Raw genomic sequence first — 21,270 nt, forward strand, 5'->3', positions numbered from 1 at the left:
CAGCACTTTTTGCGGGGTGCGTGGCCGACACCTTCACACCCCAAGGGGCCATTCCAGAACGGGGTGCGACCCCACTGGAAACCGGCAAGCTCCCGCTGCGTTGCTAACCCTGTAGTTTCAAGGAGCCGCTATGGCCCGAAAATCCGCCGCCGCACTGGCAACCCCGAGCATTTTCAGCACGAAGCGCCCGCCGCCGCCCGATGGCCTGCCCCCAGGTGCTGCTGCGCTGTGGGTTTCAATCTGCGCCGGGCTTGATGCGAACTACTTTTCGACCGGCGACATGGTGCTGCTCGAGGCGCTGGTGATGGCAGACCACCAAAAGAGGCTTTGCGATGCGATGGTGCTGCGTGACGGGCCTATCACCGGCGATGGCGCAATCAACCCAGCCGCCAAGCTATCGAACCAGTACGCTGCCACGCTGGCCGCGCTATCGGGCAAGCTGCGATTGTGCAAAAGCGCCACGACGCGACCAGAAAGCGCCGGGCTGCGCAAGGCTCTGCACTCCGGGCCGAAGCCGTGGGAATCTAGCCCCGAGATGGCGGAGTATTTCAATGACTGAAACCCAATACGAAGCCATCATGCAAGCCCTGGCCCGGCTGGTGCAAGAGAGCGCGCAACTCAAAGGGTTGATGCTTGATGTGGTGGGCGACGTTGCCGACTTGCAAGCCCGCATCGAGGCCGTGAACATGCGGTTTGATGAGTAGGGGATGGGGCGGTGTCAAAGCCCTGGCAGCCTGAGCGCAAGACACCGCACGTACTCGCATGTGGACTTTAAATTCCCCCTTTTGAAATCAATCAAGTTTCAGCAAATCATGGCAGGACATGGAGGCCGCAGGAAAGGCGCTGGAAGGCCCGCAGGCAGTCGCAACAAGCCGCGCCTGATAGATGACCTGCCTGACACTGCCGACCCGCTGCAATGGCTTTTGGCAGCAATGAACCATGAAGCCCTGCCGCTGCGCCTGCGGGTGAATGCTGCGAAAGCCCTGATGCCGTTCATGCACCCGCCGGGCTGACAGACAAGCCCCAACCGAAGCCCCCGCCGTGGGGCTTTTTTGTTGGCTGCCGCAGGCGCTGCATTCGGGCAACTTGCCTACAGATTGCCTACAAGCCCACAATGGAAAAAGGGTTCACTACTATTTTCATAGCAATGAACCCTTGTCCATATTGGTGCCGGAGAGATGAATCGAACACCCGACCTTCTCATTACGAATGAGCTGCTCTACCGACTGAGCTACACCGGCCTAAGCCTCACATTATATACCATTATGGTAGCTTGTCACCCGCTCGACCTCATTTTTTGAGCCCAGGATGACGCTCACGCGCTCGTGCAGCTGCGTGGGCTGGATGTCCAGGATACGCTGCTTGCCGTTGGTGGCGGCGCCGCCGGCCTGTTCGACCAGCCAGCCCATGGGGTTGGCCTCGTACAGCAGGCGCAGCTTGCCGGGCTTGTGGGGTTCGCGCTTGTCCCACGGATACATGAAGATGCCGCCACGCGTCATGATGCGGTGCACGTCCGACACCATGCTGGCGATCCAGCGCATGTTGAAGTCCTTGCCGCGCGGGCCTTCCTTGCCCTGCAGGCATTCGTCGATGTAGCGCTTGACCGGCTCGTCCCAGTGGCGCATGTTGCTCATGTTGATGGCGAATTCCTTGGTGTCCTCGGGAATGCGCACGTTCTCCTGGATGAGCACGAAGGAGCCCTGCTCGCGGTCGAGCGTGAACATGGCCACGCCGTCGCCCACGGTGAGCACCAGTGTGGTCTGCGGGCCGTAGACGCAGTAGCCGGCGGCCACCTGGCGCTTGCCCGGTTGCAGGAAGTCGCCCTCGTCCACGCCGCGGTCGCCATCAGGCATGCGCAGCACGCTGAAGATGGTGCCGATGCTCACGTTCACGTCGATGTTCGACGAGCCGTCCAGCGGATCGAACAGGAGCAGGTATTCGCCCTTGGGGTAGCGGTTGGGCACGATGTAGATGCCGTCCATCTCCTCGCTGGCCATGGCCGCCAGGTGGCCGCCCCACTCGTTGGCTTCGATCAGCACTTCGTTGGCGATGATGTCGAGCTTTTTCTGCACTTCACCCTGGACGTTCTCGCTGCCGGCCGTGCCCAGCACGCCGCCCAGGGCGCCCTTGTTGACGGCCTGGCTGATGCTCTTGCAGGCGCGCGCCACGACTTCGAGCAGCAGGCGCAGTTCCGAGGGGATGTGGCCATGCACGCGCTGCTGTTCGACGAGAAAGCGCGTCAGGCTGATGCGTTTGGACATGGATGGGGCTCCTTATACGTTGGCCAGTGCGCGTGTGACGACCTCGCGCACGTCGTTGGAGAGGTCGGGCCGGGCGGCGACGCGCGCGATCGCCTCGCGCGCGGCCGTGCGCCAGGGTTCGGCGAGCTTGCTCCAGCGGTCGAGCGCGCGCGCCAGGCGTGCGGCCACCTGGGGGTTGATGGCGTCGAGTTCCATGACGCGCTCGCTCCAGAACACATAGCCCGCGGCGTCCTGGCGGTGGAAGGCGCCGGGGTTGGCGTTGCAGTAGCTGAAGATGAGGCTGCGCGCCCGGTTGGGGTTCTTGAGCGAAAACTGCGGGTGCTGCATGAGCTGGCGCACCAGGGGCAGCACATTGCCGCCGCGGTCGGGGCTGCCGGCCTGCAGCGCGAACCATTTGTCGATGACCAGCGCATCGTCCTTGAACAACTGGTGAAAGCGTGCCAGGGCGGGCTGGGCCAGCGCGTGGCCGCTGGCGACCAGGGCCGACAGGGCGTTGAAGCGGTCGGTCATGTTGCCCGCGTCCTTGAAGCGCTGGTAGGCCTTGCCGGGCCAGACGGTGTCGCCGCTCGCGCGCGCGGCCAGGCACAGCATGGCCAGGGCCAGGCCGGCGAGGGCGCGGCGGCCGGCCGAGGCGGCGTCGGGGCGGTAGGCGCCCGTGTGCTGGTGTTGCTCCCAGGCCCAGGCCCAGTCGGCCTGCAGGGCGGCGGCCAGCTCCTGGCGCATGGCTTCGCGCACGGCGTGCACGCGCTGCGGGTCCACCACGTCGAGCTGCTCGGCGATGTAGGTCTCCGAGGGCAGGGTGAGCACGAGCTCCTTGAAGGCCGCGTCCAGGCCGGGATGGCGCAGCACGCTGCGCATGGCCTCGATGTAGCTGGCAGGCAGGATTTTGGAGTCAATTTGGCCTTCAGCGCCCGTGGACAGTGCGCTGTCAGCTATCGCTTGTGTAGCAATGCGCAGCGCCAGACGCTGGCTGGCCTCCCAGCGGTTGAAGGCGTCGCTGTCGTGCGCGAGCAGGGTGAGCAGCTCGGCGTCGCTGTAGTCGCATTCGAGGATGACCGGCGCGCTGAAGCCGCGCAGGAGCGAGGGCACGGGGGCGCTGGGCACGTTGACGAAGCTCAGCGTCAGGCCGGCCTCCTGCAGCACCACGGTGCGCGAGAGGGTGCCGGGGGCGGCTTCGCCCTCCAGTTGCAGGGGCAGGGCGCTGCCGTCCTGCGCGAGCAGGCCGAGCTCGACCGGGATGACGAAGGGCCGCTTGTCCGGCTGGCCCGGCGTGGCGGGGCAGCTTTGCGTGAGCGTGAGCGTGTAGCGCTGGGTGGCGGCGTCGTAGGCGCCTTCGGCGCGCACGCGCGGCGTGCCGGCCTGGCTGTACCAGCGCTTGAAGCCATCCAGGTGCAGGGCCAGGGGGCTGGCGGGGTTGGCGTCGGCCATGGCCTGGGCGAAGTCGTCGCAGGTCACGGCCTGGCCGTCGTGGCGCTCGAAGTACAGCTTCATGCCGCGCGCGAAGCCCTTGCGGCCCACCAGGTTGTGCTGCATGCGCACCACCTCGGCGCCTTTTTCGTAGATGGTGACGGTGTAGAAGTTGTTGATCTCGACGTAGCTGTCGGGCCGCACCGGGTGGGCCATGGGGCCGGCGTCCTCGGGGAACTGCGCGGTGCGCAGCACGCGCACGTCCTCGATGCGCTTGACGGCGCGCGCGGACGGGCTGCCCGCCATGTCCTGGCTGAACTCCTGGTCGCGAAAGACCGTGAGGCCCTCCTTGAGCGAGAGCTGGAACCAGTCGCGGCAGGTGACGCGGTTGCCCGTCCAGTTGTGGAAGTACTCGTGCCCCACCACGGACTCGATGTGGGCGAAGTCGGCGTCGGTGGCCGTGGCTTCGCTCGCCAGCACGTACTTGGTGTTGAAGATGTTCAGGCCCTTGTTCTCCATGGCGCCCATGTTGAAGTCGCTGGTGGCGACGATCATGAAGCGCTCCAGGTCCAGGCTCAGGCCAAAGCGGGCCTCGTCCCAGGCGATGGAGGCCATGAGCGAGTTCATGGCGTGTTCGGTCTTGCCCAGGTCGCCCGGGCGCACGTAGACCTGCAGCAGGTGCGGCTGGCCCGCGCGGCTGATGATCTGCTGCTCGCGCGCCACCAGCTTGCCCGCCACCAGGGCGAAGAGGTAGCAGGGCTTCTTGTGCGGGTCCTGCCAGCGGGCAAAGTGGCGGCCCTCGGGCAGCGCACCCTGCTCGACGAGGTTGCCGTTGGAGAGCAGCACCGGGCAGGCCGCCTTGTCCGCGCGCAGCAGCACGCTGTAGCTGGCCATGACGTCGGGTCGGTCCAGGAAGTAGGTGATGCGCCGAAAGCCCTCGGCCTCGCATTGGGTGAAGAAGGTGTCGCCGCTCACGTACAGGCCCGAGAGCTGCGTGTTCTTGGCGGGCGCGCAGGTGGTGAAGATCTCCAGCTCGAAGGGCGCATCGCCCTCGGGCAGGTTCTCCAGCACGAGCTGGCCGCCCTCGAGCTTGAACGAGGTGCCTGCGCCATTGACCAGCACACGCGCCAGGTTGAGCTCCTCGCCGTCCAGGCGCAGCGGCTGGGCCGGTGCGTCCGGGTTGCGGCGCACGCGCATCTTGTTCAAGACGCGGGTCTTGGCCGGGTCGAGGTCGAACGTGAGATCCACCGTGTCGATCCAGTACGCCGGCGGGGCGTAGTCCAGACGGTGGATGGCGGTGGCTTGTCCTTCTTTCATCCTGATTCCTTAGCGTGCGTTTACACGCCTTGCTTGAGCGCGGCTTCGATGAACGCATCGAGGTCGCCGTCGAGCACCTTCTGCGTGGCGGAGATTTCGACGTTGGTGCGCAGGTCCTTGATGCGGCTGTTGTCCAGCACGTAGCTGCGGATCTGGTGGCCCCAGCCCACGTCGGTCTTGGTGTCTTCGAGCTTTTGCTGCTCTTCCATGCGCTTGTGCATCTCCAGTTCGTAGAGCTTGGAGCGCAGGCGCTGCCAGGCCACGTCGCGGTTGCTGTGCTGGCTGCGGCCGTCCTGGCACTGCACCACGGTGCCGGTGGGGATGTGCGTCAGGCGCACGGCCGAGTCGGTCTTGTTGATGTGCTGGCCGCCCGCACCGCTGGCGCGGTAGGTGTCGGTGCGCACGTCGGCGGGGTTGATGTCGATCTCGATGGAGTCGTCGATCTCGGGGTAGACGAACAGCGAGGCGAACGAGGTGTGCCGCCCGCCCGAGCTGTCGAAGGGGCTTTTGCGCACCAGGCGGTGCACGCCCGTCTCGGTGCGCAGCAGGCCGTAGGCGTACTCGCCCTCGATGTGGATGGTGGCGCTCTTGATGCCGGCCACGTCGCCCGGGGTCTCCTCATCGACCGTGGCCTTGAAGCCCTTGCGCTCGGCGTACTTGAGGTACTGGCGCAGCAGCATGCTGGCCCAGTCGCAGGCCTCGGTGCCGCCAGCGCCGGCCTGGATGTCGATGTAGCAGTTCAGCGGATCGGCCTCCTTGCTGAACATGCGGCGGAACTCGAGCTCCTCGATCAGCGGGCGCAGCTTGTCGGTCTCGGCCTCGATGGTCAGCAGGCCGGCTTCGTCATCCTCTTCGCGGCTCATCTCGTAGAGCTCGCTGTTGTCGGCCAGCTCGCGCGTGAGCTTTTCCAGCGTGACGACCACGCTGCTGAGTGACTTCTGCTCCTTGCCCAGCTCCTGGGCCTTTTTCGGGTCGTTCCAGACGGCCGGGTCTTCGAGCGAGGCGTTTACCGTGCGCAGGCGTTCAAACTTGGCATCGAAGTCAAAGATACCTCCGTAACTCGGCCGTGCGCGTGGCCAAGTCCTGGAGGGTGTTGCCGATCTGGTTGATGCGTTCTGCTTCCATGGTGTGCGATCCTGGGTTCTATTTGACTGAATAACCTCACATTTTCGCACGTGCGGCCTGTTGCGGGCTTTTCCAGCCGCGCTGCCGCGCACGGGGATGCTGTTGCTATCTTTGTGATAGCTACTGGCGCCCGCTTTACGGGTGCTGGAGGTCTTTCAGGCCGATAGCAGGAAACCTTCGATCAGCGCCGCCACGGCCTGGGGCTGGTCGTGGTGCAGCATGTGGCCTGCGTCCTCGACGCGCGCCGTGCGGCAGTCGGGCACGCTTTGCAGGCGCTGGTGGTATTCCTCCAGCGTGTAGCGGCCCTGCCACCACAGGCCCAGGCTGTCGTCGCTCGCCTCGATGCACAGCGTGGGCGCGGTGATGCTGGCGTAGAGCGCCAGCACCTCGTCCAGGCGAAAGAGCTGCGCGTTGACGATCTTGTGCGCGGCGTCGCCCAGGATCTCCCATTGCCCCTGGGCGTTGGGGCGCGCCCAGTGGCGCGCCAGCCAGGCGGCCTTGTCCTGGGGCAGGCGCGGGTTGGTCTTCATCAGGCGCCGGGCCACGCCGTCTGCGCTGTCGTAGGTCTTGAGGGCCATGTCGCCGCGCTGCAGGGCCTTGAGTTCGTCCATCCACTGGGCGTAGCGCTGCGGGGCCTTGGCGGGCTTGCTCGCGGGCATGCCGAAGCCCTCCAGGTTGACCAGGCGGCGGATGCGCGCGGGGCGCGACCCGGCGTAGAACATGGCCACATTGCCGCCCATGCTGTGGCCCACCAGGTCCACGGGGGTATCGGGCGCGAAGTGGTCGAGCAACTGGTCCAGGTCCGCCAGGTAGTCGGGGAAGAAGTAGTGGTCCGTGGGCACGGGCGGCGCCGTCAGCCCGAAGCCGCGCCAGTCCGGCGCGATGATGCGCCGCCCCTGCACAAAGGCCTGGGAGAAGGCATCGACCACGAACTGGTAGGACGCGGACACGTCCATCCAGCCGTGCACCAGCACCAGGGGCGGCAGCGTAGACGTGTCGGGCCCCCACTGGCGCACGTGGTAGTTCAGGTGCCGGATGGGGACGAAGGCGCTGCGCGCGGTCTGGTGTTCCTGGTACATGGTTTTATTATCACCAAGCAAATGCTTTGTGTATATCTGGGGCAGGGCGGCGGTTTGTCGCGCGGGCGACGCTGCGCTGCAGCACCGTACACTGGGCGGTTTGCGCCATTCACGGTCGCCATACTGCACATGACGAAACTTGCACGGGGCCAGAGCCGCCTGAGCGTCTCGCCCATTTGCCTGGGCACCATGTCCTTTGGCGGACCGGTGGCCGGGCCGTCGGTTTGCCTGCCGTTCCGGCGCGGTGATTTTGGGCAAAATAGGGGTGCAGCGCTTTACCATCAAGCGCAAGCAGCTATCAAAGCAATAGTAAAAATGGCCAAGAAAGAAGGCAAGACCGCGCACGTGAGCGAGACCCCCGCCACGCAGATGCTCAAGGCGCACCGGGTGGAGTTCACCGGTCACCCTTACGAATACGTCGAGCATGGCGGCACGGCCGAGTCGGCGCGTCAGCTCGGCCTGGATGAGCACACCGTGGTCAAGACCCTGGTGATGCAGGACCAGGACGCCAGGCCGCTGATCGTGCTCATGCACGGCGACTGCAAGGTCTCCACCAAGAACCTGGCACGCCAGATCGGCGCCAAGTCGGTCGAGCCCTGCACGCCCGAGGTGGCCCACCGCCACAGCGGGTATCTGGTGGGCGGCACTTCGCCATTCGGCACGCGGCGCGACATGCCGGTCTACATCGAGGAAAGCATCCTGGCATTGCCGCGCATCGCCATCAACGGCGGGCGCCGGGGCTACCTGGTGCAGATCGACCCCCAGGCCTGCGTGCGCCTGTTGAACGCGCGCCCGGTGCAGTGTGCGCTGCGCGATGAACCTGCGGGGGGCGCGTAGTGCGGCCGCAGGGGGCGCGCGGCGCGGGCCCGCGGCGACCGGGGCTGTCGGCGCAGGTGCAGGCCCGCGCGCTTTGCGGCAGGCGCTGACCCATGGGTGCGACCTTCATCGTCGGCATGCTGTGCGTGCACCTGCTGTGCTTCGGCGCCATGTTCCTGCTGATCGGCAGGCGGCTGCAGGGCAGAAGAATGGGCATGGACGTGTTCGCCCTCGGCCACCTCATGCTGGGCTCTGCCTACGTGCTGCAACTGCTGGGCGGGCCGCCGGGCTGGAACCTGATGAGCGTGGTCAACCATACGCTGACCCTGGGCACGCCCGCCGTCTACTGGGTGGGCGCCATGCGCTTCTTCGACCGCCCGGCGCCGCTGTGGCGCCCGCTGCTCGCCCTGGCGCTGGCCTACACGGCCGCGCAGGTGCTGGTGCAGTGGGCGTTGGGGCCGACGGCCCGCTATGCCCTGTTGTCGGGCATGTCGGCGCTGCTGTTCCTGGCCATGACCATCGCCGTGGTGCACGGCGCACGCAGCTTTGCCCGGGATCTGCGCGTCGAAATGCTGCTGTTCGCCGTGCTGATCGGCGGCATCTGCGTGCTCAACGTCCTGAAGTGCCTGCAGATCCTCTCCGCAGGGCTGCAGGCGCTGGACATGGACAGCGCGTTCCAGATGGCGTTCTACGCCTACATGTCCTTCCTGGCGACCGTGCTGGCGCCGTTGCTCATCTGGCTGCTGCTGCGCCGGCTGACGGACGAGCTGCGCGCTGCCGCCGTGCGCGATCCGCTGACGCGCCTGCTGAACCGGCGCGGCCTCACCGAGGGGCTGCAGGCACATTTCCGTGCGCGCACCGCGGGGCCCGCGCAGCTCTTGATCGTCGACATCGACCACTTCAAGCGCATCAACGACACCCACGGTCATGCGGCGGGCGACGCCGTGCTGTGCCAGGTGGCGGATCGCTTGCGCGCCGCGGTGCGCCAGGGGGACCTGGTCTGCCGCATGGGCGGCGAAGAGTTCGTCGTGATCTGCCTGGATACCGAGGACGCGGGGGCGACGCGCCTGGCCGAGCGCCTGCGTGCCGCCGTCGAAAGCATGGCGGTGCCCGTCGGTGGCCGCCCGGAGGCGATACGGTGCACCGTGACCATCGGGGTATCGCAGACGTTCGCCGGCGGCGAGGCGCTCGACCGCGCCCTGCAGCAGGCCGATGCGGCCCTCTATCGCGGCAAGGCCGCCGGGCGCAACCGGGTGGAGCCCAGCGACGAGGCCGCCACGGCCGCTTATCGCGGGGTGGCAGCGGTCTGAGGCCGACGCCGGCCTCCCGCGCCCGCGCCGGCGTCGGCCGCTGGCAGAATGTAGCGCTCCAGAGCGCGTGGGGGGAGACCGCGCGTCACCCAACAACATCCAGTCGTCGAGAGAGTCTTTCGTGTCCATTGTCTATTCCGTCCTGGCGGTCATTGCCGCCTACCTGCTGGGCTCCCTGTCGTTTGCCGTCATCGTCAGCCGCGTGATGGGGCTTTCCGACCCGCGCACCTACGGCAGCAAGAACCCCGGCGCCACCAACGTGCTGCGCTCGGGCAGCAAGGCGGCGGCGGTGGTCACGCTGCTGCTCGATGCCGTCAAGGGCTGGCTGCCCGTGGTGCTGGTGCGCTGGTTTGGCGAGCCCTGGGGGCTGGGGGAGTTCACGCTGGCCCTGGTCGGTCTGGCGGCCTTCCTGGGCCACCTGTGGCCGGTGTTCTTCCGCTTCGAGGGCGGTAAGGGCGTGGCCACGGCGCTGGGGGTGCTGGTGGGCATCAGCGGCTGGCTGGGGCTGGTGCTGGGCCTGCTGTGGCTGGCCGTGGCGGCGGTTTCGCGCTATTCCTCGCTGGCTTCTCTGTCGGCGGCGGTGCTGTCGCCGGTGGTGTACGTGCTGGCTTCGGGCCTGCTGTGGAACGCCGAACGTGCCGTCACCGGCGCCATCGTGGTGATGGCCGCATTGCTGGTCTGGCGCCACAAGGAGAATATCACCCGGCTCATCCAGGGCAAGGAGTCGCGCCTGGGCAGCAAGGGCAAGGACAAGGGCGCGCCTGCCGAAGCAGCAGCGAAGGCGCCGCACAAGAAGCACAAGCGCCACTGAGCGCAGGCACCGCGGTGCTGCGCAGGCCGGGTCACCAGTGGCGCACGCGGCCGGTGTCGATGTGCACGAACTGCTCGCGCGGATAAAAACCCACGCCGCCGCCGCGCAGTGAGCGCGCGGCATCGCGCAGATCGGCCAGGGACACGCCGGGCAGGCGCACATCGATCGCCTTGCCGTCCATGTGCAGGCTGTGCTTGGCCACGCCACCCCCACGCGTGCCGCGCAGCGTGGCGTTGGTGCCGGGGCTGCGGTAGCCGGAAATCACCTGGAAGGGCTGTTCCGTGCCCAGTTCCTGGCGCACCCGGTGCAGCAGGTGGAAGAGCTGCGGGTCCATGGGGCCCACCTCGCCGCTGTAGTGGTCGCGCAGGAAGTGGTTGAGGCTGGTCAGCGCCGGCGCGAGGAAGCTGTCGCCCAGGGCGTACACCAGCGCGATCTGCTCGCGGGTGTGCGTGTGCTCCAGCGCCAGGCTGCGTGCGTCGGGCAGGCTGGCCAGCACAGGGGCAGCCTGCGGCAGGGTCGCGCCGGCTGCCAGCCACCGGGCGCAATGGCCCAGGAAGCGGCGGCGCGGGGAAGGTGGTGGTGGGGTCATGGGGCTTCTGGGTGTCGTTCAGCGGGCCTGGCGCCGCGCCAGGGCGTTGCGGCGCAGCGTCTGGTCGAGCAGCCGGTCGTGGCCGTAGATGTCGGCAAAGAAATAGGGGCGGCCGTTCTTCACGATGGTGGTGCTGTAGGCCAGCACCACGGGCACGGGCCGGGGCAGGCGCACGGTGTGCGACTGGCCCTGGCCCATGGCCTCGCGGATGCGCTCGGGCGTCCAGGCCGGGTCGTCCTGGAGCACGAAGCGGGCCAGTGCCACGGGGTCTTCCACGCGGATGCAGCCGTGGCTGAAGTCGCGCCGCTCGCGCGCAAAGAGCTGGGTGCTGGGCGTGTGGTGCAGGTAGATGTTGCTGTGGTTGGGGAACACGAACTTGATGTCCCCCAGCGCATTGTGCGGGCCGGGCCGCTGGCGCAGGCGCATCTGGCCCTGCAGCACGGCGTTCAGATGGTCTGGCGTGAGGTCGGTGACGGCCTGGCCGCTGCCGTTGACGAACTCGAAGCCCTGCTGCGTGAAATAGGCGCTGTCGCGGCGCAGGCGGGGCACGGTCTCCTCGCGCGCGATCGACGGGGGCACATTCCAGTAGGGGCTGAACTCGATGAAGCGCATGGGCTCGTCGAACAGCGGGGTGTGCGTCTTCACGGACTTGCCGACGATGACCTTCATGCTCAGGGCCACGGTGGTGGCACCGCCATGCACCTCATAGGCGCGCAGCACGAACTCCGGCACGTTGACCACGATCATGCGGGGCGCCAGTTGCAGCGGCGTCCAGCGCAGGTGTTCCATGGCCAGCGTGATCTGCCGCGCGCGCTGGGCGGGCGCCACCTCCAGTTGGGCCAGCGTGCCTTTTCCCACCACGCCATCGGCCGCCAGCGCGTGGCGCTGCTGGAAGGCCTTGACGCCCTCTTGCAGCACAGTGTCGTAGGTCGGTGTGGGCTGCGTGCCTTCCGGCAGGTCGCCCAGTGCCACGAGCCGCTGGGTGAGCTGCGCCAGGCCGGCCCAGGGCTGGCCGGGTTCGAGCTTGCGTTTCCCGGGCAGCGGGGGCAGGGGCGTGGCCCAGGCGGCATGACCGGCCAGCGTGCGGTAATGCGCCAACAGGGCGCGCAGGCTGGCGTAGAGCGGCACACGGGGCGCGGCGGCGCGCAGCGCGTCGGCAAAATGCGGGGTGGCCAGAGCGGCCTGCAGGTAGGCGGCGGGGTCGAAGTCCCGTGCCGGCAAGGCCGTGAACTCTGCATGGATCTGGCGGGGATCGATGCGGCCGGCGTGCAGGTCAGCCAGGTAGCGGTGCAGCGCGGCGGTCAGGGCCGCGTCCAGCCGTGCGGCGCCGGCTTCGTCCAGGGCGGGGCCTTGGGCTGCGCCGGTGACGGCCTGCATCAGGGGCTGTGCGTCGTAATCCTGGGGCTCCAGGCCTTCGGCGTCCGCATCGGCCAGCACCTGGGCGGCCTGCAGTGCGGCGGGGGTGGGGCGCCCCCCGTCAAGGAAAACGCCCGCGCCCGCGGCCTGGCCCAGGCAGGCCAGGCACAGCGCCGTCAGGCCGCGCGCCAGGAGGGAGGGTGCCATGCGGGTGGGAGAAGAACGCATCGTGCGAAGCCGCGCTCACCAGAAGGTGGCGCCGCGTGGGCAACGCACACAAAAAGAAGTTGACGAGCCTTACCCCCGGCACTGGCTCCACAGTTAGGGCTGCTTGGTTCCCCACCTGACCCGGTTGGCCGCTTCACCATGCGGGGAGGCCCGTCAGGATGGGATTCTACCCTCTGAACGGCGGCGCTGTGGAGGATGGTGGACGCAGCACCCCTACCTTGCAGGCCATGGGCCGTAGAATCGTGCGGATGTCCTACCTCGTGCTCGCCCGCAAGTACCGCCCGCGCAACTTCACCGAAATGGTGGGGCAGCAGCATGTGGTGCAGGCGCTGACCAATGCGCTCACGCAGCAGCGGCTGCACCATGCTTATTTGTTCACGGGCACGCGCGGCGTGGGCAAGACCACGGTGTCGCGCATTCTGGCCAAGTCGCTCAACTGCCAGGGGCCTGACGGGCAGGGCGGTATCACCGCCACGCCCTGTGGCGTGTGCCCGGCCTGTACGGACATCGACAGCGGGCGCTTTCCTGACTATACCGAGCTGGACGCAGCCTCCAACCGCGGCGTGGACGAGGTGCAGGGCCTGTTGGAGCAGGCGGTGTACAAGCCGGTGCAGGGGCGCTTCAAGGTCTTCATGATCGACGAAGTGCACATGCTGACCAACACGGCTTTCAACGCCATGCTCAAGACGCTGGAAGAGCCGCCCGAGTACCTCAAGTTCGTGCTCGCCACGACCGATCCGCAGAAGGTGCCGGTCACCGTGCTGAGCCGCTGCCTGCAGTTCAACCTGCGCCCCATGGCGCCCGAGACGGTGCTGGAGCACCTGGCCCAGGTGCTGGCCACCGAGCAGGTGCCGGCCGAGCCGCAGGCGCTGCGCCTGCTGGCGCGCGCCGCGCGCGGCTCCATGCGCGATGCGCTCTCGCTCACCGACCAGGCCATTGCCTTCGGCAGCGGCCGCATCGAGGAAGCCACCGTGCGCCAGATGCTGGGCAGCGTGGACTGCAGCCATGTGCTGCACCTGATCGACGCACTGGCCCAGGCCGATGGGCGCAGCGTGGTGCACACCGTCGAGACCCTGCGGCAGAACGGCCTGTCCGCCGCCTCCACGCTGGAGGAGATGGTGACCGTGCTGCAGCGCATGGCCGTGCTGCAGGCCGTACCCGGCATGGACGCCGGCGCCGCCAGCGACCCCGAGGCCGCCGAGGTGCAGCGCCTGGCCGCGTTGCTGCCCGCGGACGAAACGCAACTGCTCTACAGCATCTGCCTGCATGGCCGCGCCGAACTGGGCCTGGCCCCGGACGAGTACGCTGCGCTCACCATGGTGCTGCTGCGCCTGCTGCCCTTCAAGGCCACCAGCGGTACGGCGGAAAAAAAAACACTGAAACCGGCTGAGGCCCCGCCCGCTGCGGCCGCCGCCCCCGCCGCGCCAGCGCCTGCCGGGCCTGCCCCGCATGCTGCGCCGGCTGCGCTGCAACCAGAGCCAAAAGAGGCTGCAGCGCCCGTGGTGCAAGCGCAACCAGCTATCGAATCCATAGCGGAGCAGACGCCAGCCCCCGCCCCGGAGGCCCCGTTCATGCCGGCCGCTGTGGCAGACGCGCAGCCGGCACCGGCAGAACCTGCCCAGGCCGCCGCCGGCGAACCCGAGGCCGAGCCTGCGCGGCAGGCGGCATCCGCCCGGCTGCGCGCCTTGCCCGTGCGCAGCCCCGAGGCCGCCGCGCCTGTGCCCCAGGCACCGGCCGCGGCGGCGCCCAAGGTGGCTCCCATTCCCGTGCGCGAGCCGCGCCAGGAGGGCGCCCGGCTCCAGCCCCGGCCGGCCGAGGGCGCTGCCGCCCGGCGCCTGGTGCCGACCGCCGAGGGCGAGGCCTGGCAGGCGGCCGTGCAGCAGCTCATCGCCAGCGAGGCCATCACCGCGCTGGTGCGCGAGCTGGCGCTGCAGTCCCAACTGGTGGCGCGCGACGGCGAGCACTGGCTGCTGCGCGTGGAGAGCGAGTCGCTCAACCAGGGCAGTACGCGCGAGCGCCTGCGCGCCGCGCTGGCCGCTGCGGGCCTGGCGCAGCAGATCAGCGTGGAGCTGGGCCCCGTGACGGACAGCCCGGCGCTGCGCAATGCGGCGCGGCAGAACGAACGCCAGCAGCGCGCCCTGGAGATCGTGCAGAACGACCCCTTCGTGCAGACCCTGGTGCGCGAGTTCGATGCGCGCATCGTGCCGGGCAGCGTGCAGCCGCTCTGAACATCCCCTCTTTCTTTTCCCACCCATTCAACGAAAGGTCTATCCATGTTCAACAAAGGACAACTCGCCGGTCTCATGAAGCAGGCCCAGGCCATGCAGGACAACCTGAAGAAGGCGCAGGACGAACTGGGCAGCATCGAGGTCGAGGGCGAATCCGGCGCCGGGCTGGTCAAGGTCGTCATGACCTGCAAGCACGACGTCAAGCGCGTCACCATCGACCCCAGCCTGCTGCAGGATGACAAGGACATGCTTGAAGACCTGGTCGCCGCCGCCTTCAACGCCGCCGTGCGCAAGGCCGAGGAGACCTCGGCCGAGAAGATGGGCAAGATCACCGCAGGCATGCCAGGCCTCCCCGGCGGCATGAAATTCCCTTTCTGATGCTGGCTACTGCGCGGGCGATCCGCGTCGTTGGGCGGTGCTCGCAATCCTCACGACCAGAAAGGTCGTTCCGGTTGCTGCGCTCCGTCCGCCTCGCGGCTCATCCCGCTCGCTACGCCCTGGAGGGCGGGGTATGAACAGCAACCACCATGTCCAACACCCACTCGCTTGACGCGCTGATCCAGGCCCTGCGGCGGCTGCCGGGGGTGGGGGCGAAGTCGGCGGCGCGCATGGCGTTTCACCTGCTGCAGCACGACCGCGCCGGTGCACGCCAACTGGCACAGGCGCTGGAGCAGGCGGTGGACCAGGTGCGCCACTGCGCGCGCTGCCATACCTTTACCGAAGCGCCCGTGTGCGCCACCTGCCTGGATGCGCGGCGCGACGCCACGCGCCTGTGCGTGGTCGAGACGCCCGCCGACCAGTCCGCCATGGAGCGCACCGGCGCTTTCCATGGGCTGTACTTCGTGCTCATGGGGCGGCTGTCGCCGCTGGACGGCGTGGGCCCGCGCGACATTGGCGTGCAGGCCCTGCTCGAGCGCGCCTGCGACGGCGTGGTGCAGGAGGTCATCCTGGCCACGGGCTTCACCGCCGAGGGCGAGGCCACGGCCCACGTGGTGGGCGAGGCGCTGCGCGCGCGCGGGCTGCGCGTCACGCGCCTGGCGCGCGGCGTGCCCGTGGGCAGCGAACTGGAATATGTGGACCTGGGCACCATCGCCCATGCGCTGGCGGATAGGCGATAGGGACAGGGGCCGCACTGCGGCGCAGCAGCCCTGGCCGGGGCTGCGCCACCGTGCGGCGCTGCACGGCCCGTCAGGAGGCGCAGTGGTTTGCGCTATTGGTTTGATAGCTGTTTGCGCTGATTGGTAAAGCGCTGGAGGCATTTTTCATTATGAATACCAATTCCCATCTGGCGCATTTCACCGTGGCCTACTGGTGCGTATTGGTGGCGGTGCTGCTGCCGCTGGCGTGCTCGCTCATCGCCAAGCGTGCGGGCTTTGGCAAGAAGCGTGCGCAGGGCGGCTACGACAACCACCAGCCGCGCGCCTGGCTGGCGCGGCAGACGGGCGCGGCGGCGCGCGCCAATGCGGCGCAGGCCAACAGCTTTGAGGCGCTGCCCTTCTTCATGGGGGCGGTCATCATCGCCCACCAGCTCGGCGCCGGGCAGACGGCGCTGGACCTGCTGGCCCTGCTGTGGGTGCTGCTGCGCCTGTTCTACATCGTCACCTACGTGGCCGACCAGCCGACGGCACGCAGCGCTGTCTGGGGCGCGGCCTTCGTGGTCAACATCGCCATCTTCTTCCTCGGCTGGCGCTGACGGACGGCGCGCGCGCCGGGCCGCTCTACCGGAGCGCGGGTACGTAGATTCCCCCATCGCGTCATCCCTGATGTGCGCAGGCCGTCTCCCGGGCACAATTGCTGCAATGCAACATCGTGGAGGCTGTGCTGTCCGTGTCCTGGCTTATTGAACGCCGCCGTGCGCTGGGCGCGCTGGGCACCCTGGCCCTGGCCGGGCCGGGGCCCTGGGTGCGTGCCGGGGCGCAGGTGCCGCAGGCCATCACCGTGGCCATGGGCGGGGGGGCGATGCACCCGCTGCGCCACCTGCCGCTGGACATCGCCCAGCAGTTGGACTACTTCCGCCAGGAGGGCCTGGACGCCACCCTGCAGGACCATGCCAGCGATGCCCTGGCCCTGCATGCGCTGGCCCGTGGCCAGGCCGACGTGGCTGCCGTGGGCTACGAGCATGCGGTGCAGGCGGCCGCTGCGCCGGGCGCCGGCCTGCGCGCGCTGGTGCTGCAGACGCGCGCGCCCCAACTGGCGCTGGCCGTCTCGCTGCGGGCCTTGCCGCGCTACCGCGACCCGGGCGATCTGCGGCGCAGCCGCATCGGCATCAGCGCCTGGGGCGCGCTGGACCACGCCATGGCCTGCATGGTGCTGGCGCAGGCCGGGCTGGCACCCGAGGAGGTGCAGTTCATCGCCGTGGGCGACGGGCCGCGCGCGCAGGCGGCGCTGCGCGCGGGGCGCGTGCATGCCCTGTGCCAGCCCGATGCGGTGCTGGCGCGCCTGGAGCGCCAGGGCGAGGTGCGCATCGTGGCCGACGCGCGCGGCCTCGATGCCTCGCAGGCCGTGTTTGGCGGCCCCATGCCCGGCACCTGCCTGGTGGCGAGCACGGCCTTTGTCCAGGCCCGGGCGGGGCGTGCGCAGGCCCTGGTGAATGCCGTGGTGCATGCCCTCAAGTGGCTGCGCACCGCCGAGCCGGCCGATGTCGTGCGCCTGGTGCCGCCCGCCGGGCTGCTGGCCGAGCGCAGCCTGTACTTTGCCGCTCTGGCACGTGTGCGCGAGGTCATCTCGCCCGACGGCATGATGCCCGAGGCCGGGCCGGCGACGGCCCTGCGCGCGCTGGCCGTGCTGCAGCCGACGCTGGCGGTGCGCAAGGGCGAGCTGGCGCGCACCTACACGCAGGACTTCGTGCGCCAGGCGCGGCAGAAGTACGGCGTGTAGGGGCCGGGCGCGTTTATGCTTGCAGGCTTTTGCGCCTCGTTCCTGCCATGACGCTTCACCTCAGCCTCGGTCCCCTGATCGCCCTGGTCGCGGGCATTCTGATCCTCGTGTTCCCGCGCCTGCTCTCCACCATCGTGGCGCTGTACCTCATCCTCGTGGGCGTGCTGGGGCTGCTGGGCATGCACCAGTGGCGCCTGTGAGCGCGCTCAGCGGCGGCGCGCCTTGCCCGGCTTGACGGCGCCGCGCCGCACGGGCGTGGTCTTCTTGTCGGCCGTGCGCCTTTCCTTGCTGGCCTTGCGCGTGCCCGCCTTGTCGGTGTGCGCGCGCACGGCGAGGTAGAGCACCACGTCCTGCCCGGCCTTGAAGGCGGCGTTGGCCTTCACGTCGTTCCATTGCGCGAGCTGGGCGGCGGTCACACGGTGGCGCCGCGCCAGGCTGGCCACGGTGTCGCCCTTGCGGGCGCGCACCGTGGTGCGGCGCGTGACGATCTCGGGCGTCAGGGCCACCTTGCCGTTATCGGCCACCTGCTCGGAGACGTCGGCGCGCGCCGTGGTCGAGCGCGGCACGATGAGCGCCGACCCCGCCTTCACCAGCATGCGCGGCGGAATGCCGTTGATGCTGCGCAGGTCGGACTCCTCCATGCCCACGCGGCGCGCGATGTCGGCCACGCTCATGGTCGAGGGCAGGGTCCAGACCGTCCAGCTCGCGTACTGGCCTTCGTTGTAGGCGGCAAAGTTGCGCTCGAAGACCTTGGCGTTGTCCCAGGGCAGCAGGATTTGCGGCGTGCCCGCCGCCAGGATCACGGGCTTGTGCAGCGAGGGGTTGAGCGCCTTGAAGTCCTCCAGCCGCACATCGGCCAGCTTGGCTGCCAGCGCCACGTCGATGTCGCGCGTGATGTCCACGGTCTCGAAGTAGGGGTGGTTGGGGATCAGCGGCAGCTCGGCGTTGAAGGCCTCGGGGCGCGCCACGATGTTCTTCACCGCCTGCAGCTTGGGCACGTACAGGCGCGTTTCGCCAGGCATGGTGAGGTCGGTGTAGCCCGTGCCCAGGCCGGCCTTCTGGTTGCGCGCGATGGCGCGGCCGACGCTGCCCTCGCCCCAGTTGTAGGCGGCCAGCGCCAGGTGCCAGTCGCCGAACATGCCGTAGAGCTTTTGCAGGTAGTCCAGCGCCGCGCGCGTGGAGGCGAGCACGTCGCGCCGGTCGTCGCGGAATGCGTTCTGCTTGAGGTCGAAGTAGCTCCCCGTGGCGGGCATGAACTGCCACATGCCCGCGGCCCGTGCCGAGGACACGGCCTGCGGGTTGAACGCGCTCTCGATGTAGGGCAGCAGCGCCAGCTCGGTGGGCATGCCGCGGCGCTCGAGCTCCTCGACGATGTGGAACAGGTATTTGCGCGAGCGCTCGGTCATGCGCAGCATGTAGTCGGGGCGGCTGGCGTACCACTGCTCGCGGTCCTGCACCAGCGGGTGCTGCAGGTCGGGCATGGCAAAGCCGCGGCGAATGCGGTCCCACAGGTCCGTGGGCGTGAACAGCGGGGCCACGCGCTGGCCATGGGCCTGGGCCTGGGCAATCGGTTGCAGCGGGCCCGGGGGGAGGATGGGGGTGTGCGATGTGGCGGGGGCCTCGCCGGTCTGGGCGGGCGTGGCGGGGGCTCCGGCGCCGGGCAGTTGCGTGGCGCAACCCGTGAGCCAGAGCAGGCCCGCGAGGCAGGCAATGTGCAGCAGTTTCATCAAAAAGCGTTTTTCCAGGCGCGCAGCGTGGCCAGCACGCTGGCCGCATCCTGCGGGTGGGTGGAAGGATCGTGGGCCACGGCTGCCGCCGCCACGTCCGCCTGGCGCGTGCGCAGGAAGGGGTTGATCTCCCGCTCCAGCGCCAGGGTGGACGGCAGCGTGGGCAGGCCTTGCGCGCGCAGGCGCTCGCAGTGGCCCAGGTGGTGGAGCAGCGCGGCATTGCCGGGTTCCACGGCGCGGGCGAATTTCAGGTTGGAAAGTGTGTATTCATGGGCGCAGCACACGCGCGTGCCCGCGGGCAGGGCGGCCAGGCAGTCCAGCGAGTCCTGCATCTGCGCGGCCGTGCCCTCGAACAGGCGTCCGCACCCGGCCGAGAACAGGGTGTCGCCGCAGAACAGCAGCGGGCTGTCACCGGCCGGCGCGGCGTAGTAGGCGATGTGCCCGGCCGTATGGCCCGGCACGTCGAGCACCAGGAAGTCCAGCCCCAGCGCCTGCACCCGGTCGCCCTGCGCCAGCGGCACGAAGGGCTGCGGGATGGCCTCGCGCGCGGGCCCGTACACGGTGGCGCCGGTGGCGGCGCGCAGCGCCTGCACGCCGCCCACGTGGTCTGCATGGTGGTGCGTGACTAGAATCGCCTGCAGGCGCAAGTCCCGCTCCTGCAGGGCCTGCAGCACGGGCTGGGCCTGGCCGGGGTCGACGACCAGCGCCTCGTGCGCGTCGTGCAGCAGCCAGAGGTAGTTGTCGGCAAAGGCGGGCAACGCGAGCAGGTTCATGAGCGATCAACAAAAGATTATAGGTTTGCACCATTGGTTCGAATCCGCCCCCGGGCGCTATCTGCTGGAGTGGGAGCAGGCGTGCTTTGATGCGGCCGTGGCCGACGTGTTCGGCTACCACAGCCTGCAGGTGGGCATGCCGCTGCTCGACGGCCTGCGCGCCAACCGCATGCAGCACCGCTGGCTGGCGCTGGACGAATGGCCCGGCGCCGGCCCGGAGGCGCAGCAGGGCGGCCGGCCCGACCTGCTGGCGCATGCCGTGGCGCTGCCCTTTCCGGACAACAGCCTGGACCTGGTGCTGCTGCCGCACGCGCTGGAGCTCAGCCACGACCCGCACAGCGCGCTGCGCGAGGTGGCGCGCGTGCTCGTGCCCGAGGGGCGCGTGGTCATCACGGGCCTGAACCCGGTGAGCCTGTGGGGCCTGCGCCAGCAGCGCCAGCGCCTGTACCGCCGCCTGGCGGGCGGGCGGGGGCGCCTGTTCCTGCCCGACCTGGGAGAGTTCATCGCTCCCTGGCGCATGCGCGACTGGCTCAAGCTGCTCAATTTTGAACTGGGCGCCATGCAGTACGGCTGCTGGCGCCCCGCGGTGCGCACGCAGCACTGGCTGGACCGCTACGCCTGGATGGACGGCGTGGGCGCCCGGCTGTGGCCCATTCTGGGCGCGGCGTATTTCATCGTGGGCATCAAGCGCGTGCATGGCATGCGCCTGCTCGAGCCCGCCTGGCGCAGCGCGCGTGCGCACACCGGCGCCACCGTGCCGCTGGTGCGCCGGGGCGCAAAAAACCACCATTGCACAGGACACATGGAGTGAACAAGGTACAGATTTACACCGACGGCGCCTGCAAGGGCAACCCCGGCCCGGGCGGCTGGGGCGTGCTGCTGCGCTCGGGCGTAGTGGAGAAGGAGCTGTTCGGCGGCGAGCCCAACACGACCAACAACCGCATGGAGCTGATGGCGGTGATCGAGGCGCTCTCGGCCTTGAAGCGCCCGTGCGACGTCACGCTCTGGCTCGACAGCGAATATGTGCGCAAGGGCATCACGGAATGGATCCATGGCTGGAAGGCCAAGGGCTGGCGCACTGCCGCGCGCCAGCCGGTGAAGAACGCCGAGCTCTGGCAGCGCCTGGACGCGCTGGTCGAGCAGGGCGGCCACCGCATCGACTGGCGCTGGGTGCGCGGCCATTCGGGCGACCCTGGCAACGAGCGCGCCGACGCCCTGGCCAACCGCGGCGTGGAGCAGGCCCTGGGGCGCTGAGCCCGGAAGGTAAAGCTGCGGTAAAACCCGGGCGCGCCGCAGGGGGCACGTGCGGCGCGGCACGGGCGCCGCGCCGGGGCGCTGTTACATTCCAGGGCCTATCCGGTACGTT

22 protein-coding genes, 1 tRNA gene and 1 other RNA gene are annotated in these 21,270 nt (G+C 68.9%); 14 read left to right on the forward strand and 10 right to left on the reverse strand.

The genetic code is table 11. From position 1 onward, the window contains the following. Positions 1–130: 130 nt before the first annotated feature. The 3 genes from CGR01S_RS06420 to CGR01S_RS16640 are packed head-to-tail and all read left to right on the forward strand — an operon-like array spanning position 131 to position 1,013. Positions 131–559, forward strand: a complete 429-nt coding sequence (locus tag CGR01S_RS06420) for a hypothetical protein (RefSeq protein WP_156967512.1) — start codon at positions 131–133, stop codon at positions 557–559. Next, the gene (locus tag CGR01S_RS16635) at positions 552–704 is read left to right on the forward strand and encodes a hypothetical protein (RefSeq protein WP_156967513.1); all 153 of its coding nucleotides are present in this window, start codon (positions 552–554) and stop codon (positions 702–704) included. Before CGR01S_RS06420 ends, CGR01S_RS16635 begins: the two co-directional genes overlap by 8 nt. A gap of 60 nt (positions 705–764) precedes the next feature. After that, positions 765–1,013, forward strand: coding sequence for a hypothetical protein (locus CGR01S_RS16640; RefSeq protein ID WP_156967514.1), 249 nt, complete (start codon positions 765–767; stop codon positions 1,011–1,013). A gap of 152 nt (positions 1,014–1,165) precedes the next feature. On the opposite strand, the gene CGR01S_RS06425 is transcribed toward CGR01S_RS16640, so the two are convergent. From CGR01S_RS06425 to CGR01S_RS06445, 5 genes are all read right to left on the reverse strand, one after another. Then, a tRNA-Thr gene (locus CGR01S_RS06425) sits at positions 1,166–1,241 on the reverse strand. A gap of 12 nt (positions 1,242–1,253) precedes the next feature. Then, positions 1,254–2,261, reverse strand: a complete 1,008-nt coding sequence (locus CGR01S_RS06430; protein ID WP_042424017.1) for a class 1 fructose-bisphosphatase — start codon at positions 2,259–2,261, stop codon at positions 1,254–1,256. Between the two features lie 12 nt (positions 2,262–2,273). Continuing rightward, complete coding sequence (pepN, locus tag CGR01S_RS06435; RefSeq protein WP_042424020.1) at positions 2,274–4,985, reverse strand: aminopeptidase N; 2,712 nt, start codon at positions 4,983–4,985, stop codon at positions 2,274–2,276. Between the two features lie 20 nt (positions 4,986–5,005). Next, a protein-coding gene (prfB, locus tag CGR01S_RS06440; RefSeq protein WP_156967515.1) for a peptide chain release factor 2 occupies positions 5,006–6,110 on the reverse strand; the annotation gives its coding sequence in 2 pieces (ribosomal slippage) (positions 5,006–6,028 and positions 6,030–6,110; 1,104 coding nt in all). A 155-nt stretch (positions 6,111–6,265) separates the two neighbouring features. Then, positions 6,266–7,189, reverse strand: coding sequence for an alpha/beta fold hydrolase (locus CGR01S_RS06445; RefSeq protein ID WP_042424026.1), 924 nt, complete (start codon positions 7,187–7,189; stop codon positions 6,266–6,268). A 315-nt stretch (positions 7,190–7,504) separates the two neighbouring features. On the opposite strand from CGR01S_RS06445, the gene ybaK reads away from it, so the two are divergent. The 3 genes from ybaK (at position 7,505) to plsY (ending at position 10,126) form a co-directional block, all read left to right on the forward strand. After that, positions 7,505–8,026, forward strand: coding sequence for a Cys-tRNA(Pro) deacylase (ybaK, locus tag CGR01S_RS06450; RefSeq protein WP_042424028.1), 522 nt, complete (start codon positions 7,505–7,507; stop codon positions 8,024–8,026). A 92-nt stretch (positions 8,027–8,118) separates the two neighbouring features. Next, a complete protein-coding gene (locus CGR01S_RS06455; protein ID WP_042424031.1) occupies positions 8,119–9,315 on the forward strand; it encodes a GGDEF domain-containing protein in 1,197 nt (398 codons plus the stop codon). A gap of 121 nt (positions 9,316–9,436) precedes the next feature. Then, entirely contained in the window at positions 9,437–10,126 is a 690-nt protein-coding gene (plsY, locus tag CGR01S_RS06460; protein ID WP_042424033.1) for a glycerol-3-phosphate 1-O-acyltransferase PlsY, read from the forward strand. Between the two features lie 31 nt (positions 10,127–10,157). On the opposite strand, the gene mepK is transcribed toward plsY, so the two are convergent. The 3 genes from mepK to ffs all read right to left on the reverse strand — a co-directional run bounded on the left by mepK (position 10,158) and on the right by ffs (position 12,454). Then, positions 10,158–10,715, reverse strand: coding sequence for a peptidoglycan L,D-endopeptidase MepK (mepK, locus tag CGR01S_RS06465; protein ID WP_042424036.1), 558 nt, complete (start codon positions 10,713–10,715; stop codon positions 10,158–10,160). An 18-nt stretch (positions 10,716–10,733) separates the two neighbouring features. After that, positions 10,734–12,278 (reverse strand): L,D-transpeptidase family protein, encoded by a 1,545-nt coding sequence (locus tag CGR01S_RS06470; RefSeq protein ID WP_042424040.1) that lies wholly within the window; start codon positions 12,276–12,278, stop codon positions 10,734–10,736. Positions 12,279–12,357: 79 nt separating this feature from the next. Beyond that, positions 12,358–12,454: signal recognition particle sRNA small type (ffs, locus tag CGR01S_RS16380), an RNA gene on the reverse strand. Positions 12,455–12,547: 93 nt separating this feature from the next. Here ffs and dnaX point away from each other — a divergent pair. The 6 genes from dnaX to CGR01S_RS16385 all read left to right on the forward strand — a co-directional run bounded on the left by dnaX (position 12,548) and on the right by CGR01S_RS16385 (position 17,604). After that, positions 12,548–14,527, forward strand: coding sequence for a DNA polymerase III subunit gamma/tau (dnaX, locus tag CGR01S_RS06475; RefSeq protein ID WP_042424043.1), 1,980 nt, complete (start codon positions 12,548–12,550; stop codon positions 14,525–14,527). Between the two features lie 45 nt (positions 14,528–14,572). Next, positions 14,573–14,905 carry a YbaB/EbfC family nucleoid-associated protein gene (locus CGR01S_RS06480; RefSeq protein WP_042424047.1) on the forward strand — a complete coding sequence of 111 codons (333 nt, stop codon included), beginning with the start codon at positions 14,573–14,575 and terminating at the stop codon, positions 14,903–14,905. Between the two features lie 149 nt (positions 14,906–15,054). Further along, the gene (gene recR, locus CGR01S_RS06485; protein WP_042424050.1) at positions 15,055–15,645 is read left to right on the forward strand and encodes a recombination mediator RecR; all 591 of its coding nucleotides are present in this window, start codon (positions 15,055–15,057) and stop codon (positions 15,643–15,645) included. Between the two features lie 149 nt (positions 15,646–15,794). Then, positions 15,795–16,220: an MAPEG family protein gene (locus CGR01S_RS06490; RefSeq protein ID WP_042424052.1), complete on the forward strand. Its 426-nt coding sequence runs from the start codon at positions 15,795–15,797 to the stop codon at positions 16,218–16,220. Positions 16,221–16,354: 134 nt separating this feature from the next. Next, positions 16,355–17,404, forward strand: coding sequence for an ABC transporter substrate-binding protein (locus CGR01S_RS06495; RefSeq protein ID WP_042424617.1), 1,050 nt, complete (start codon positions 16,355–16,357; stop codon positions 17,402–17,404). A gap of 47 nt (positions 17,405–17,451) precedes the next feature. After that, the gene (locus CGR01S_RS16385; protein WP_084690580.1) at positions 17,452–17,604 is read left to right on the forward strand and encodes a DUF3096 domain-containing protein; all 153 of its coding nucleotides are present in this window, start codon (positions 17,452–17,454) and stop codon (positions 17,602–17,604) included. A 6-nt stretch (positions 17,605–17,610) separates the two neighbouring features. On the opposite strand, the gene CGR01S_RS06500 is transcribed toward CGR01S_RS16385, so the two are convergent. Then, the gene (locus CGR01S_RS06500) at positions 17,611–19,131 is read right to left on the reverse strand and encodes a transglycosylase SLT domain-containing protein (RefSeq protein WP_042424054.1); all 1,521 of its coding nucleotides are present in this window, start codon (positions 19,129–19,131) and stop codon (positions 17,611–17,613) included. Beyond that, the gene (gloB, locus tag CGR01S_RS06505) at positions 19,131–19,904 is read right to left on the reverse strand and encodes a hydroxyacylglutathione hydrolase (RefSeq protein ID WP_042424057.1); all 774 of its coding nucleotides are present in this window, start codon (positions 19,902–19,904) and stop codon (positions 19,131–19,133) included. The genes CGR01S_RS06500 and gloB overlap by 1 nt, the downstream gene beginning before the upstream one ends. Between gloB and CGR01S_RS06510 the strand changes: the two genes are divergently transcribed. Both CGR01S_RS06510 and rnhA read left to right on the forward strand, forming a co-directional pair. After that, complete coding sequence (locus CGR01S_RS06510) at positions 19,903–20,715, forward strand: class I SAM-dependent methyltransferase (RefSeq protein ID WP_052382513.1); 813 nt, start codon at positions 19,903–19,905, stop codon at positions 20,713–20,715. The two genes, gloB and CGR01S_RS06510, sit on opposite strands and share 2 nt — an antisense overlap. Then, positions 20,712–21,158, forward strand: a complete 447-nt coding sequence (gene rnhA / locus CGR01S_RS06515; protein WP_042424061.1) for a ribonuclease HI — start codon at positions 20,712–20,714, stop codon at positions 21,156–21,158. Before CGR01S_RS06510 ends, rnhA begins: the two co-directional genes overlap by 4 nt. Positions 21,159–21,270: the final 112 nt, after the last annotated feature.

It is taken from the genome of Comamonas granuli NBRC 101663, from assembly GCF_000739995.1.
GTDB lineage: Bacteria > Pseudomonadota > Gammaproteobacteria > Burkholderiales > Burkholderiaceae_C > Simplicispira > Simplicispira granuli.